At 67.1% G+C, this 15,070-nt stretch carries 14 protein-coding genes; 10 read left to right on the forward strand and 4 right to left on the reverse strand.

The window, feature by feature from the left end; translation table 11 throughout:
• Positions 1-137: 137 nt before the first annotated feature.
• On the reverse strand, positions 138-1,376 hold the full coding sequence (locus F8E02_RS10245) for a proteasome-activating nucleotidase (RefSeq protein WP_317065438.1): 1,239 nt from the start codon (positions 1,374-1,376) through the stop codon (positions 138-140).
• Positions 1,377-1,433: 57 nt separating this feature from the next.
• Here F8E02_RS10245 and F8E02_RS10250 point away from each other — a divergent pair, with 57 nt between their 5' ends.
• The 9 genes from F8E02_RS10250 (at position 1,434) to F8E02_RS10290 (ending at position 10,133) form a co-directional block, all read left to right on the forward strand.
• Positions 1,434-1,925, forward strand: coding sequence for a multiprotein bridging factor aMBF1 (locus F8E02_RS10250; RefSeq protein ID WP_317065439.1), 492 nt, complete (start codon positions 1,434-1,436; stop codon positions 1,923-1,925).
• A gap of 311 nt (positions 1,926-2,236) precedes the next feature.
• The gene (locus F8E02_RS10255) at positions 2,237-3,028 is read left to right on the forward strand and encodes a 2-amino-3,7-dideoxy-D-threo-hept-6-ulosonate synthase (RefSeq protein WP_317065440.1); all 792 of its coding nucleotides are present in this window, start codon (positions 2,237-2,239) and stop codon (positions 3,026-3,028) included.
• 4 nt (positions 3,029-3,032) lie between these two features.
• Positions 3,033-3,818, forward strand: coding sequence for a 2-amino-3,7-dideoxy-D-threo-hept-6-ulosonate synthase (locus tag F8E02_RS10260; protein WP_317065441.1), 786 nt, complete (start codon positions 3,033-3,035; stop codon positions 3,816-3,818).
• Positions 3,815-4,801, forward strand: coding sequence for a 3-dehydroquinate synthase II (locus F8E02_RS10265; protein WP_317065442.1), 987 nt, complete (start codon positions 3,815-3,817; stop codon positions 4,799-4,801). Before F8E02_RS10260 ends, F8E02_RS10265 begins: the two co-directional genes overlap by 4 nt.
• 5 nt (positions 4,802-4,806) lie before the next feature.
• On the forward strand, positions 4,807-5,631 hold the full coding sequence (locus F8E02_RS10270) for a prephenate dehydrogenase/arogenate dehydrogenase family protein (protein ID WP_317065443.1): 825 nt from the start codon (positions 4,807-4,809) through the stop codon (positions 5,629-5,631).
• Positions 5,628-6,422, forward strand: a complete 795-nt coding sequence (locus F8E02_RS10275; protein WP_317065444.1) for a prephenate dehydratase — start codon at positions 5,628-5,630, stop codon at positions 6,420-6,422. The genes F8E02_RS10270 and F8E02_RS10275 overlap by 4 nt, the downstream gene beginning before the upstream one ends.
• Positions 6,419-7,687 (forward strand): 3-phosphoshikimate 1-carboxyvinyltransferase, encoded by a 1,269-nt coding sequence (gene aroA, locus F8E02_RS10280; protein WP_317065445.1) that lies wholly within the window; start codon positions 6,419-6,421, stop codon positions 7,685-7,687. The genes F8E02_RS10275 and aroA overlap by 4 nt, the downstream gene beginning before the upstream one ends.
• Complete coding sequence (aroE, locus tag F8E02_RS10285; protein WP_317065446.1) at positions 7,684-9,132, forward strand: shikimate dehydrogenase; 1,449 nt, start codon at positions 7,684-7,686, stop codon at positions 9,130-9,132. Before aroA ends, aroE begins: the two co-directional genes overlap by 4 nt.
• Positions 9,129-10,133 (forward strand): chorismate synthase, encoded by a 1,005-nt coding sequence (locus F8E02_RS10290; protein ID WP_317065447.1) that lies wholly within the window; start codon positions 9,129-9,131, stop codon positions 10,131-10,133. Before aroE ends, F8E02_RS10290 begins: the two co-directional genes overlap by 4 nt.
• A 201-nt stretch (positions 10,134-10,334) precedes the next feature.
• Here F8E02_RS10290 and F8E02_RS10295 read toward each other — a convergent pair whose 3' ends face one another.
• The 3 genes from F8E02_RS10295 to F8E02_RS10305 form a co-directional block, all read right to left on the reverse strand.
• Positions 10,335-10,748, reverse strand: a complete 414-nt coding sequence (locus F8E02_RS10295; RefSeq protein ID WP_317065448.1) for a type II toxin-antitoxin system VapC family toxin — start codon at positions 10,746-10,748, stop codon at positions 10,335-10,337.
• 185 nt (positions 10,749-10,933) lie between these two features.
• Positions 10,934-11,563 (reverse strand): type I 3-dehydroquinate dehydratase, encoded by a 630-nt coding sequence (locus F8E02_RS10300; RefSeq protein ID WP_317065449.1) that lies wholly within the window; start codon positions 11,561-11,563, stop codon positions 10,934-10,936.
• Between the two features lie 53 nt (positions 11,564-11,616).
• On the reverse strand, positions 11,617-12,417 hold the full coding sequence (locus tag F8E02_RS10305) for a pyrroline-5-carboxylate reductase family protein (RefSeq protein ID WP_317065450.1): 801 nt from the start codon (positions 12,415-12,417) through the stop codon (positions 11,617-11,619).
• Positions 12,418-12,515: 98 nt separating this feature from the next.
• On the opposite strand from F8E02_RS10305, the gene F8E02_RS10310 reads away from it, so the two are divergent.
• Complete coding sequence (locus F8E02_RS10310; protein ID WP_317065451.1) at positions 12,516-15,047, forward strand: DUF3656 domain-containing U32 family peptidase; 2,532 nt, start codon at positions 12,516-12,518, stop codon at positions 15,045-15,047.
• The last annotated feature ends 23 nt before the right edge of the window (positions 15,048-15,070 follow it).

Raw genomic sequence — 15,070 nt, forward strand, 5'->3', positions numbered from 1 at the left:
CCGCGCTGCGGCACTCCTCAAGCAACACCGGGGGGACGGGAGCGGTGCGTGTCGATACCCGCAGGTCCGGTTTGGCAGATAGTCGAACTCCGCAGAATCGGGGCTCAGAAAACCGTTGAAAAAAAGAAATCCCGCCTTCAGGCGAACATCTCGCCGAAGGAGGTGTGGAAGTGGTGGCGGTCGAAGTCCACCGAGAGTTTGTCGATCGCCTTCATGAAGTCGTCCTGACCGATGGAATCGTGCTCCATCCGGATCGCGAACATCCCCGCCTCCATGCAGATTGCCCGGAGGTCGGCGCCGTTCTTGCCTTCGGTGAGCCGGGCCACCTCGGCGAGGTTGACGTCCTCGCTGAGGCTCATGTGCTGGGTGTGGATCTTCAGGATCGCAAGCCTTCCCAGGTGGTCGGGGAGCGGGATCTCGATCATCCGGTCGAACCGGCCGGGGCGGAGGAGGGCGCGGTCGAGGATATCGATCCGGTTCGTGGCGGCGATGATCTTGACGTCGCCGCGGTTGTCAAAGCCGTCCATCTCGGCCAGGAGCTGCATCAGCGTCCGCTGGACCTCGCGGTCGCCGGAGGTCGTCGAGTCGTTCCGGTGCGCGCCGATGGCGTCGATCTCGTCGATGAAGATGATCGACGGCGACTTCTGCTTCGCCAGATCGAAGAGTTCCCTGACCAGACGGGCTCCCTCGCCGATGTACTTCTGGACCAGTTCCGAGCCGACCACGCGGAGGAAGTGCGCGTTCGTCTGGTGCGCCACCGCCCGCGCGAGGAGCGTCTTCCCCGTGCCCGGCGGGCCGTAGAGGAGGACGCCCTTCGGCGGGGAGATCCCGACCTTCTCAAAGAGGTGCGGCTTCGTCAGAGGGAGCTCGACGGCCTCCCGAACCTCCTCGATCTGCGCCTCGAGGCCGCCGATGTTCTCGTAGGTCTCATCGGGCGACTCGACCAGCTCCATGCCGTAGATCTGCGCGTCGTAGCTCGTGGGGAGCACGTCCACGATGGCGAGAGACTGCTGGTTGAGCGTGCACCGGACCCCCGGTTTGAGGAGATCGGGGTCGATAAGTTGCGATGTACGGACTAAAAATCGCGGCCCTGCGCTGCTTCGCACAATCACCCGGCTGTTGTCGATAACGTCCGTAACTGTCCCGATCACGAGAGGAGGGCTTCTGAGCTGCTCAATCTCGCTCTTGAGTTTCCGCAGCTCGCGTTCGTAGCGGATCTTCTGCGTCTCAATGTATCGTTTCTCGGACTCCATCTGGCGGAACTGCTCGCGTAGCTCCAGGTTTCGGTTTTCGAGGTTCGTAATCCGTTCCAGGAGATACTGGTAGATGTCTTCACCGGTATCCTTCTCTGGTGCCTGCCGAGCGATATCTCCCATAGGTCTCCTCGAATAATTATATAGGGTAAAATGAATATAAAGTTGTTTGCGAGACTTATGCAGTGCGAACTATGCGGTGCTTCTATCCAGGGACCGTCGAAGACAATCCAGATCGAAGGTGCAGAACTCTGTGTCTGTGCCCGATGCGCAAAACATGGTACAGAAGTCCAGCAACCGCGACGAAAGAGTGCCGCCCAGCAGACGAAGCCGGGAGTCGCCGTCCCGCAGGTCCGGAGGAAGCCGAGGGACGTCTTTGACCTGATGGAGGGCGAGATCGTCGACGACTACGCCGACAAAATCCGGATCGCCCGCGAAGAGAGAGAATGGTCCACGCTCGACCTCGCCCACGCGATCAAGGAGCGTGAGATCCTGGTCAAGAAGATCGAGAAGGGAGACCTCATCCCCGAGGACGACGTCCGGAAGAAACTCGAGAAAGCGCTCGGCATCAGGCTGATCGACTCAGGCGACGACAGCACCTCCACCGGCGGGCCGGGACGGGTGACCATGACCGTCGGCGACGTGATCTCCTTCAAGAAAAGCCGGAAGTAAAGTCCTTCCCATACTTTTCCTGATCCCCTGCCCCGGATTCACGTTCTGAGCGGCAACCCGGCATACTTTTATACAATAACACATAACGGTATACACAATGCGTGGTGAATGTTTTTTCGCCGGTGACCGCTTTTATCTCGGTTAACGGAGTAGCCGCCCTCGCAGACGTAAGTTCACAGATTTTGACCGCCGACATCCGTGACAGCGGAGCGGCAGCGTTCTATCGCTATTTTAGCCAGTTTACCCGGTATTTTACCTGGTTTTAACATTCCCGGAAGACAGCACCGTCCAAACCCGGGAGGATTATGATCATGAGAGGAAAAGAGATTCGTCTGGAACGTATTATGGATCGGAACACCGGCAGGACCATCATCGTGCCGCTCGACCACGGCGTGACGCTCGGCCCCATCCCGGGCCTGGTCGACGTCGGGAGGACCATCGACCTCGTCGCCGAGGGGGGAGCGAACGCGGTGATCGGCCACGTGGGGCTTGCGCTCCACGGGCATAGGGGGCACGGGCGGGATGTGGGCCTGATCATGCACCTCTCGGCGAGCACCAGCATCGGCCCCGACCCGAACGACAAGGTGCTCGTGAACACCGTCACGAACGCCCTGAAGATGGGCGCCGACGGCGTCTCGGTGCATATCAACGTCGGGGCCGACTCCGAGGCACGGATGCTCGAAGACCTGGGCAGGGTCGCGGTCGCGTGCATGGAATGGGGGATGCCGCTCCTCGCGATGATGTACCCGCGGGGCAGGAAGGTCGTCGACGAGCACGACCTCGAGAGCGTCAAACTCTCGGCGCGGGTGGCGGCGGAACTCGGCGCCGATATCGTCAAGACCGTCTACACGGGCGACGCGGACTCATTCCGTGAGGTGACGCAAGGGTGCCCGGTGCCGGTCGTGGTCGCGGGAGGCTCGAAGACCGACGAGCGCGCGATCCTCGATCTGGTGGAGGGCGCGATGGAGGGAGGCGCCGCAGGGATATCGATCGGGAGGAACGCCTTCCAGCACCCGGCTCCCGACCGGCTGATCCGCGCCGCGGCGCTGATCATCCACGAAGGCAGGTCGGCAGAAGAAGCGATGGAAATTTTGAGGACGTGAGAAGATGATTGGAAAAGAGATCCGCCTCGAGCGGATAATGGACCGGAACACCGGCCGTGCCGTGATCATTCCGATGGATCACGGATTCACCCTGGGCCAGATCGAGGGGCTCCGCGATATGACCGAGACCGTCAACGCGGTGAGCGAGGGCGGGGCGAACGCCATCGTCCTCCACAAGGGGATGGTGAAGGGAGGGCACCGGAAGCGCGGAAAGGATATCGGCCTCATCGTCCACCTCTCCGCGAGCACCTCGATGAACCCGGACCCGAACGATAAGGTCATCGTCTGCACCGTGGAGGAGGCGGTCGCGCTCGGCGCGGATGCGGTCTCGATCCACATCAACCTCGGCGCGCCCAACGAATCGCGGATGATCGAATCGGCGGGCGAGGTGGTGCGGGACTGCAACCGCTGGGGGATGCCGCTCCTGATCATGATCTACCCCCGCGGCAAGGGGATCGACCCCACCTCGCCGCAGGCGATCGGGCACTGCGTCCGGGTGGCGGAAGAGCTCGGCGCGGACCTGATCAAGACCGTCTACACCGGCGATCCGGAGTCGTTCCGCCGGATCACGGCCGCCTGCTCGGTCCCGGTGATGATCGCCGGCGGCGAGAAGGGAGGCGATCTCGAGACGCTCGCGACCATCCGCGACGCTATCGGGGCGGGCGCGGCGGGCGTCTGCATGGGCAGGAACGCCTTCCAGCGCGAAGACCCGGCCCGGTTCATCCAGTCGATCTGCCGGGTGGTGCACGAGGAAGCGAGCCCGGCCGAGGCGCTGGGGACGGAGCGATGAAACAGTTCTGGGTCGATATCAGGCCGTGGAGAAAGGACCTCGCGACGACCGCGATCGAGAGCGGCGCGGACGTCCTGGTCGTCGACGATGCCGAACGGGTGCGTGAACTCGGCCGGGTGACGACCGTCGCGGAGAACGGCGATCTCGTCCCCGGAGAAGACGTCTTCGAGGTCGCGATCGTCGACAAGGCATCCGAGGAAGAGGCGCTCCGGCTCTCTCGGACCGGCTATGCCGTCGTCCGGACAGAGGACTGGACGGTCATCCCGCTCGAGAACCTCGTCGCGCAATCGGAGAGGATCATCGCCGCGGTCGCGAACGCAGACGAGGCGGCGGTCGCCCTGACCGTCCTCGAACGCGGGACGGCAGGCATTCTCCTTTCGACCGACGACCCGGCGGAGATCCGGCGGACCGCAAAGACGGTCGCCGGCGCCGGTGCAGAGGTCCCGCTCGCCACGTTCGAGGTGACCCGGATCGCCCCCGTCGGGATGGGTGACCGGGTCTGCGTCGACACCTGCTCGATCCTCACGGACGGTGAGGGGATGCTCGTCGGCAACACCTCCTCGGCGTTCCTGATGGTCCACCCCGAGACCCTGGAGAACCCCTACGTGGCCCCGCGCCCCTTCCGGGTGAACGCCGGGGCGGTCCACGCCTACATCCTCCTCCCCGGCGGGAAGACGGCCTACCTCGCCGACCTCGCGGCCGGCGATAAGGTCCTCGTCGCGGAGCATACCGGCGCGACCCACGACGCGGTCGTCGGGAGGGTGAAGATCGAGCGCCGCCCGCTCCTCCTCGTCGAGGCAAAGGCCGGCGACGCAACGGTGAGCCTGGTCCTCCAGAACGCCGAGACGATCCGGCTCGTCCGGGAGGACGGCACGGCCGTATCGGTCGCCGCCCTCGCGGTCGGCGACAGAGTGCTCGGCAGCATCGCGGAGGGCGGCCGGCACTTCGGGATCGCCGTCAAAGAGACGATCCGGGAGAAATGAAGAGAATGCTCGCAGGCATCATCGGCGGCACCGGGCAGATGGGCCGGTTCTTCTCCGGGGTCTTTGAGGCGGCCGGCTGGGAAGTGATCGTCTCGGGGACGAAAACCCCCCTCACCAACCCCGACGTCGCGGAGATGGCGGACCTCGTCATGGTCTCGGTCCCCATCCGCGCCACCGTCGGGGTGATCCGGGAGATCGCCCCGCTCCTCTCGGAGGAGCAGGTCTTCTGCGACCTGACGTCACTCAAGGCCGAACCCGTCCGTGCAATGCTCGAATCGCGCGCGGAGGTGATCGGCCTCCACCCGATGTTCGGGCCCGGTGCCGTATCGCTCCGGGGCCAGACGATCGTCGCGACCCCGGCCCGGTGCAAGCCGGAGACCCTCAAAGGCCTCCTCTCGGTCTTCCGCGACCAGGGAGCGGCGATCACCCTCTCGACACCCGAAGACCACGATCGGATGATGGCGGTGATCCAGGGGCTGACCCACTTCGGGACGCTCGCGAAGGCGGAAGCCATCCGCCGGACCGGCGCCGATGTCGGGGAGACCCTCGCGTTCACGAGCCCCGTCTACCGGATCGAGATGGGGTTTGTCGGGCGGCTCCTCGCCCAGAACGCCGGGCTCTACGGCGATATCCTGCAGATGAACCCGGCGGTCCCGGAGGTCCTCGCAGCCTTCGAGGAGGCCGTCCGGGCGCTCCGGGAGATCGTGGAGTCCGGGGACGACGAGCGGTTCCGGGCGTTCTTCGCCGCGAACGCCGGCCATTACGCCTCGTTCCTCCGCACCGCGACGGAAGAGACGGACGATCTCATCAACCACACGGTGGGCCGATGACCGTCCTGACCCTCGGCCCGGCCGGGACGTTCAGCCACGAGCTCGCGGTCAGGCTCTACGGTGACGAGGTCGAACTCCTGCCGACCATCCGCGCCATCATCGAGCAGGTGGCCGGCAGCGCGTCCCGCGGGCTCGTCCCGATCGAGAACTCGGAGGCCGGCGGCGTGGGAGAGACGCTCCAGGGGCTCGCGGAGTCCGGGGTCGTCATCACCGGAGAGGCCTACATGCCCGTCCGGCACCACCTCGCGGCCAGGGGGGAGCCGTCACGCCTCTCGGTCATCTACGCTCACCCGCAGACGCACGAGCAGTGCTCCATCTTCCTCGACGGCCTCGGGGTCGAGGTCGTGCACACGAGCAGCAACGCCGCGAGCGCTGTCGCCATGCAGCGCGAAGAGAACGCCGGCGCGGTCGTCTCGGAGACGGCGGCAGCGATCTACGGCCTCCCGATAGCTGTTCGGGATATCCAGAACAGGTTGGATAACACCACACGGTTCGTGGAGATATCCGCCGTCCCCCGCGGGGGTGCAGGTTGCACGAAGTGCAGCATCCTCGTGGACCCACAGACGGACAGGGTCGGACTCCTCGCCGATATCCTCGGCGTCTTCGCCCGACGCCGGGTTAACCTGACCCGGATCGAGTCGCGGCCGTCCCGGCGGGGGATCGGGAGGTACATCTTCTTCATCGATATCAACGTCTCCGAAGGCTGGCATGAGGCAAAGGAGGAACTCAAAACGATGACGACCGTCAAAGAACTCGGCTGTTACGCACGGATGGAGGTGCCGGGAATATGATCGTCAGGGTATCGCAGACAGGTCCGGTCGACGCAACCTTCGAGGCACCGCCCTCGAAGAGTTACACCCACCGGGCCCTGATCGCGGCGGCGCTTGCCTCCGGGAGATCGCGGATCGCAGGGCCGCTCCGGGCGGCCGATACGGAACTGACTGCCCGGGGGTTGGAGAGCCTCGGCGTGCCGCTCGAGTGGCTGCCGGGAGAGATCGCCGTCACCGGGTGCGGCGGCACCTTCCCGGCGGCGGGCGAGGTCGTCATCGACTGCGGAAACTCCGGGACGACCCTCCGGCTCCTCACCTCGGCGGCCCTCCTCTCCCGGCACCCGGTGGTGCTGACGGGGAACCAGAGGATGCTCGAGCGGCCGGTCGGCCCGCTCGCCGGTGCGCTCCAGGCACTCGGCGGCGAGATCGCGTTTCCCGGTGCGCCCGGCTATCCGCCCATCCGGGTCTCCGGCAGGCTCCGGGGCGGGAAGGCGGAGATCGACGGGAGCATCAGCAGCCAGTTCGTCTCGTCCATCCTGATGGCGGCGCCCTACGCTGACGAGGACGTGGAGCTCGCGCTCCCGGCGACCCCGGCCTCGCGGTCCTACCTCGACGTGACCGCGGACGTGATGCTCCGGTTCGGTGCAAGGCTCAAGCGGCGGGGCTACGACTGGTTCCGGGTGGAGAGCGGCGCAGCCTACCGGGGGCGGGACTACCGGGTCGAGGGCGACTACTCGTCGGCCTCCTACCTCTTCGCGGTCGCGGCTGTCTGCGGCGGGAAGGTCACGGTCAGGGGCTTGAACCCAACGTCGGTCCAGGGGGACCGCCGGTTCCTCGACGCCCTCGAGGCGATGGGCTGCGTTGTCACCGCCGGCGACGATGCCGTGACGGTGGAGCGGACAGGGGACCTCCACGGGATCGAGATGGATATGTCCTCCTCCCCCGACACCGTCCAGACGCTCGCGGCGGTGGCGGCAGTCGCAACGTCGCCGACGACGATCACCGGGACCGCGCACCTGCAGTACAAGGAGAGCGACCGCGTCGGGGTGACGGCGGAGACCCTCCGGAGGATGGGTGCGGGGGTCGAGGTCACGGAGGACTCCCTCACGATCACGCCCGCGCCCCTCCACGGCGTCGCCGTCGACCCGCACGACGACCACCGGACGGCGATGGCGTTCACCGTCCTCGGCCTCGCGGTCGGGGGGATGGCGATCCGGGACCCCGGATGCGTGGAGAAGTCCTTCCCCGGTTTCTGGGAAGCGCTTTATGCGGAGGGGCTGCTGTGAAGATCGCCCTTATCGGCTTCCGCGGGACCGGGAAGACCTCGGTCGGGAGGATCCTCGCCGATCGCCTCGGACTGCCGTTCCTCGATACCGATACGATGGTCGAGCGCCGGGCAGGGATGCCGATCCCGGAGATCTTCCGGAAGAAGGGCGAGGCAGGCTTCCGGGCCCTCGAGCGGGAGACGATCGCGTCGCTCCGGGACGCGGAAGGGGTCATCAGCACCGGCGGGGGGGCGATCACGGACCCGGCAAACATCGCGGATCTCCGGCGGCACGGCCGGGTCTTTCTCCTCTCCGCCGCCCCCGGCGTCATCCTCGACCGGATCGCCGGGAGCGACCGGCCCGGGCTGACCGGTCTCTCGCAAGAGGAGGAAGTGCGGACGCTCCTTGCCCGGCGGAAGGACGCCTACCTCGGTGCGGCCGATGCCTGCATCGATGCCGGCACCCGCCCGCCCCGGGAGATCGCAGATATAATCCTCCAGGAGATCAGGGGGGAGGCCGGCATCTCCCCGGACGAGAAACCTTCGCGACTTTCGCGGCTTCGCGTGAAGCAAGAATATGGGGATGGCGATTCGATCGCACGCGAAGGCGCGAAGACGCGAAAACGTGAACGAGACGCTCTCCTTGAGCGGTTCGGGCTTACGACCGTCCGGGATCTGCTCGACCGGGACCCGGACCTCCGGGTCTGCGCCATCGCCGGGAACCCGTGCGCCCACAGCAAGAGCCCGCTCCTCTACAACCGGCTCTTTGCGCACTTTAAGATGCACTACCACTACACCCGCTTCGAGTGGCCGGACGCAGAGACGATCCTCCGCCTCGCGGCCCTCCTCCCCGTAAAAGGGCTCTCGGTCACGATCCCGTTCAAGGCCGATGTCATCCCCCACCTCGACGAGGTGGACTCTCACGCGGCGGCGATCGGGGCGGTGAACACCGTCGTCCGGTGCGGCGGAAGGGCATACGGCCATAACACCGACTGGCTGGGTGTCCGCTCGCCGCTCGCCCACCGGCAGGGCGGAAGGGCGGTCGTCCTCGGCGCCGGGGGTGCGGCGGCCGCGGCGGTCTATGCCCTCCTCTCGCTCGATATGGACGTGACGGTGCTCGCCCGGAGATCGGACGCGGCGCAGAAACTCGCCGACCGGTTTGGGTGCCGGTGGGGGGCACTGGAAGACTTTAGAGGGAGCGACGCCGATGTTGTGGTGCATACGACCCCGGTCGGGATGGAGCCCGATACCCGGAGCCTGCTTGCCCCCTGCGACCTCGAGCGGAAGACAACCGTCTTCGACCTCGTCTACACGCCGCCGGAGACGCCCCTCATCAGGGCGGCAAAGGAGGCCGGGTGCGAGACGATACCCGGCACGGAGATGTTCGTACATCAGGCGGCGGAGCAGTTCCGGCTGATCACCGGGATCGCGGTGACGCCTGCGCTGATTCGGGAGATGCTCGCATGAATACGTTCGGGAGAAACTTCAGGTCCACCACGTTCGGAGAGAGCCACGGCAAGGCGGTGGGCGTGGTCGTCGACGGCTGCCCGCCGGGGGTCGCCCTCGCGGAGGCGGATATTCAGCCCTACCTCGACCGGAGGCGGCCGGGAAAGAGCCCGCTCGAGTCCGGGAGGCAGGAAGCCGACCGGGTGGAGATCCTCTCGGGGACATTCGAGGGGAAGACGACCGGCGCCCCGATCGCGCTCGTCGTCTCGAATCGGGACGTCCGGTCGGGGGACTACGACGCTCTCCGGGACGTCTTCCGGCCGGGGCACGCGGACTACACCTGGCAGGCGAAGTACGGGCTCCGCGACCACCGGGGCGGCGGGCGGAGTTCTGGCCGGGAGACCCTTGCGCGGGTCGCGGCAGGCGCCGTCGCAATTCGCTGCCTTGCGCCTTACGGCATCAGTATCCGGGGGAAGGTCGTCGAGATCCACGGCGCGACGGAGCCGGCAGCGATGGAGGAGGAAATCATCGCCGCCCGCGATGCCGGCGACTCCGTGGGCGGGATCGTCGAGGTGAGGGCCGTCGGATGCCCGGCAGGCCTCGGTGACCCGGTCTTCGGGAAACTCGATGCCGCGATCGCCGGGGCGATGATGGGGATCGGCGCGGTGAAGGGCGTCGAGATCGGCGAGGGCTTCGCTGCCGCCCGGCTCTTCGGGAGCGAGATGAACGATCCTATCGGCGAGGCCGGGTTTGCAAGCAACCATGCGGGCGGCGTCCTCGGCGGGATCAGCACCGGCCAGGAGATCGTCGTCCGGCTTGCCGTCAAGCCGACGCCCTCGATACGCCGGGTCCAGCAGACCATCGATATCGCCGGAGAGGAGCAGGAGATCTCGGTCGGGGGGAGGCACGACCCTTGCATCGCGCCGCGGATTGTCCCGGTCGCGGAGTGCATGCTCGCGCTTGTGATCATGGATGCGATGCTCGAGCAGGCGAAGTACCGGGGGCTGGGTGCGACGGGCTGAAGGGCCGTCGCACTTCGCACCTCTCGGTGCTCGAACTCCGGACGTCCCGTCCGTCATTCTTCGCGGCTTCGCGGCTTCGTGGCTTCGCGTGAGGCATAGCGCAGGAGCAACATGGTCTCACGCGAAAGGAAGGTTATGGTCGCGCATGTATGATACCGACCTCGCGGCTCTTCCTCCCGGACGGACTCCCCGGCCCGGTGCTCAACGAACCAGTTGCGCGGTCACCACCTTCTTTGCCGCGTCGTGGAGCCTGCCGTCGCCGGTCACCAGGCTGGTCCCGCATCGGACCGTGGCGGCAAGAAAGAGAGCGTCGTAGACCGTGATCCCGTGGCTGCATGCCAGATCGTACGCCGCGGGCATCAGGTCACGGGCCGGCACCACATGGCAGGTCTCCCGGATAAATGCCTGAGAGTCGGCCAGCCCGGATCTGATGATGCCTTGGTCCTGGCCAAAAGGGGGGACCCGCTTCCAGGCAACATTTGCAACCTCGACGTATGCGAGATCAACTGTGGTACAATCGTGGCTCTCCACGATCTCGATTGCTCTCTCCGTGATCCCCTCCGGGAAGAAGATCGCTGCGATGATGCACGAGTCCAGCACAACGCTATCGGGCATCGCGATCCTCCCGGATCAGGTCTGCGGCAGGGGCCCCTTCGCCCAGCGAGCGATGGACTTCCCGTGCCCGTTCCAGGAGCCGGGTCTTGCGTCTTCTCCTTACCGACTGCTGATGGAGGTGCGAACCTCGGTCCCGCCATGCGGGATCGTCCTGACCATTGGTGAAGAGGATCATGAGACCCTCATTACTTCAACAGATCCGCGAGCTGCCGCATCTCCCTGATATGGTACTGCCCTTCAGCCGTCGGGGTCCCGGCGTGGCAGAAGGTGAACTCCGACCCCACGAGCGGCAGGATGGCACGGGCGTAACGGAACTCCGCGCCCATGATGCTCGTGCAGATGGGTTTCTGGGCGTGGTGGGTGAACGCGATGAGTGTAAAGAGGTCGTCGCGGGTCCGGGGTTTCACGACGATCTTGGGGATGTCGCCGTAGGACCGGAGCATCTCCTCGATCCTCCCCAGTTCAGGCTGCGTGGGCATCTCGTTCGTGTGGAGGGATGCGAGGATCTGGACGCCCTGGCTCTTGATGAACGGCGCCTGGTCCCGGTAACGGGCCTCCACGTCCACGAAGTCGACATACCGTGCGATCGGCCCGACGATCCGGACCCAGAGGTCGGCATCGCCGACGAACCTGCCTCCTTCCTCCCGGCTTCTCAGGGTAGCAATCAGGGGGACGGCGGTCTTCTCGCGGATCGCGCGGACCTGCTCCTGCAGGTCCCCCTCCATCCGGTCGAGCCGGATCTCGATGAACGTCGGGTTGTACTCCATCACCGCATCGATAACCCCGACATCCTCCACAGAGACGACGATCTTCATACCTGCCGGAGGTATCATCCCTGCACCACTTAAAAGTCTGCCCGCTCTCTCCATCACTTCCTCAACCCCCCGTAGCGTTCCAGCATGGCCGCGAATACCCCGTCAAAGACCCCCGGCAGCCGATCGCGGAATCCCTGCACGCCGACCTCGGTGACGCCGCCGCGGGTCGCGACCTCTCCTATCAGGTCTTCCGGCGTCCTGCCGGTCTCCCGGAGGTAGGCGGCCGTGGCCGTGAGCAGATCCGTCGCGAGCACCAACGCCCGGTCCGGCGGGAGGCTGCTCGCACGGGCCGCGGCCCCGGCAAGTTCACCGATGATGGCGGCGAGCAACGCCGGCCCGCAGCTCGAGAGCAGCGTTGCGGCCGCAAGGTCCTCCTCCCCGACGGGCATCACGCTCCCGACGGCAGAGAAGAGGTTCTCGACCATGAGAGCCTCGTCCGTGCCGACCCACTGCCCGTGGCAGACCAGCGTCGTCCCCTCCCCGACCGCGGAGGTGGCCGTGGGCACGACCCGGCTGACCGGGCCTGCATACATCTCCTCGAGGTCATGGAGGCCGATCCCGGCGGCAAGCGAGACGAGATGCTCGCTCCCGTCCATCACCGGCACGATCTCCCGGAGGACTCCCATCGTCTCCTGCGGCCTGACGGCGATGACGATCGTGCGGCACCGCCGGGCGAGGTCCGCGTTCGTCGCGGCGATCGCTATCCCCGGCCATGCGGCGGCGCAGGCGTCCAGGTTCCCCCGGCTCCTCGATGCCACCACGACCTCGCCGGGGGCGAGCACGCCGGACGCGAGGAAACCCTTCACCAGCATGCTGCCCATGTGCCCGTAGCCGATAACTCCTACCCGGTCCATAATCCAGTCCTTCTCACCACATCGCTCTCTCTCCCAAAAAGAGTACCCGCACCACGCGGGTGAGTATATAGTCCGGCGGGGCGAACGGTACGAAGCAGATGCCGCACAATCACCATCAGGTATCCGGGTCGCCGGAACTGCTTGCGCCGGCCGGGTCGCCGGAGGCCCTGGCCGCAGCGGTCGCCGCCGGCGCGGACGCCGTCTACCTTGCCGGGAGGCGCTTTGGGGCCCGGCACTACGCGGCGAACTTCTCCGACGAGGAACTTCGCGCCGCCGTCGATTACGCGCACCTCCGAGGCGTCAGGGTCTACGTCACCGTGAATACCCTCGTCCGGGACGACGAACTCGCCGATGTGGCCCGCTACCTCCTCTGGCTCTACGAGACGGGGGTCGACGCCGTCCTGGTGCAGGATGCCGGGGTGGCCTCGCTCGCCCGCGAGGCCGTGCCGGACCTCCTCCTCCACGCCTCGACCCAGATGACGGTCCACAACCGCGAGGGCGTGGGCCGGGCGGCGCGGGAGGGGTTCTCGCGCGTGGTGCTGGCACGGGAACTCACCCTCGCCGAGATCGAGGGGATCGGAGAGGAGGCAGCGGCACGGGGGATCGGCATCGAGGTCTTCGCCCACGGGGCGCTCTGCTACTGCTACTCGGGCCAGTGCCTCCTCTCCTCGGTCATCGGGGGGCGGAGCGGGAACCGGGGGATGTGCGCCCAGCCGTGCAGGAAGCCCTACCGGCTGGTGACAGGCGAGAAGGACGGGTACGGGCGCCCGAAGGAGCTCTGCGAGGTGCCCGCGGAGGACCATTACCTCCTCTCGACCCGGGACCTCGCGGTATACCCGCATCTCGATCGGCTCGCGCGTACGCCGGTGGCGTCGCTCAAGATCGAGGGGAGGATGCGCTCCCCGGAGTACGTCGCCACGGTGACGAGCATCTACCGGCGCGCCCTCGACGCGATCGCCGCCGGCAACCCCTGGTCGCCCTCGAAGGAAGAGATGCGGGACCTCGCCCTCGCGTTCAACCGGGAGTTCACGGAGGGCTACATCCTCGGCGCCCGCGATATCATGGCCCGCGACCGGCCCGGAAACCGGGGCATCCTGCTCGGCACGGTCACCGGCTACGACCCGCGGAGAGGGGAGGCGGCCGTCCGCCTCGCCGGCGACCTCTTACCCCGCTCCGGCGACGGACTCGCATTCTGCACGGACGATCCGGAGGAGGATACGGGCGCGGTCGTCAGAGGCACCCCGACCGCGAGGAGCGGGACGGTGCGCCTCTCCGTCCCCGCGCAGGTACGGGAGGGCGCCCGGGTCTTCCTGACGAAGAGCGCGGATCTCGAGGAGCGGGCGAAGCGGATCATGACAAAACCCCTGCCGCAGATCCCCATCGACATCTCGGCCGCCTGGGAGGACGGGGTGCCCTGCCTGGAGGCGACGGTCCCGGTGGACGGCGGCGAGCCGCTCCTGGTGCGCTACCGCTCCGACCTCGTGATGGAGCCAGCACGGAGCCGGCCGCTCGCCGCGGAGCAGATCGCCGAGCAGTTCGGGAAGACCGGGGGGACGCCGTTTATGGTCCGGAGAATGGATCTGCGGTACCCCGGCGGGCTCTTTGCGCCGGCAAGCGAGCTGAACCGGGTCCGGCGGACATTCTTAGAGCGGGTCGGGGAGGCCGTCCTCGCCGCCCGGCGCCCGGGGCAGGATGCGGTAGATGCCGCCCGCGAGAGGGTCGAGGCGGCGATCGCCGGGATGGAATGTTCCACAGAACAACGCCGCGCACCTCGCCCTCTCCCGGTCTCGGTCTACGCCGGCACCCTTGACGAAGCGGCGGCCGCGGCCCGGAGCGGCGCACGGACTGTCTACCTCGAACCCCCGGCCACCGGTATCCTCGCGGAGGCCGCCGCCGTCTGTCGGGAGGGGGGTGCCGACCTCGTCTGGAAGTGGCCGTCGATCACCCGGCGCGGGTTCCTCGATGCGGCGGCGCCCCTCCTCCCCTCACTCTACGACGCGGGCGTCCGCGGTGTCATGGTGAGCGGGATGGGGGTCGCGGATGCGGTCAGGCAGGCCGAGCCCCGGATGGCGCTCTACGGCGCCGCCGGGCTGAACCTCTGGAACCACAGGACCGCCCGGGAACTTGCACCGCTCTTCCTGCGGTGCACGGCCTCCCCCGAACTCCCGGCCGCCGATCTTGCCCGGCTCGCAGAAGCGGCCGGGGAGGCTCCCGAACTCGAGGTCCTCGTGCAGGGGAACATCGAGGCGCTCGTGACCGAAGACCGGCTGGTGGCGGCGGTCTCCGGCAAGGAACCCGGCGACCGGTTCCTCGGGCTCGCAGACCAGCGCAACCGCGTCTTCCCGCTCAGGCACGACGGCGAGGGGCGGACCTACATCGCGAACGCCGTCGAGACCTGCCTCGTCGACCGGCTGCCCCGGATCGCCGGGATGGGCATCGACGCCGTCGCCATCGATGCACGGGGGCGGGGGCCGCATTACGCCGGGGAGATGGCCCGGCTCTACCGGGAGGGGATCGACGCCGCGGGCCGGGGAGACTCCCGCACCCTCGCCGCGCTCAAAGAAGAGGTGAAGCGGCGAGCGCTCGGCGGCATCACCGGCGGGCATTTCGTCAGGGGACTTGAGGAATGAGCCCGGGCCGGTATTAGTCCCGG

It is taken from the genome of Methanoculleus caldifontis (genome assembly GCF_032842345.1).
GTDB lineage: Archaea > Halobacteriota > Methanomicrobia > Methanomicrobiales > Methanoculleaceae > Methanoculleus > Methanoculleus caldifontis.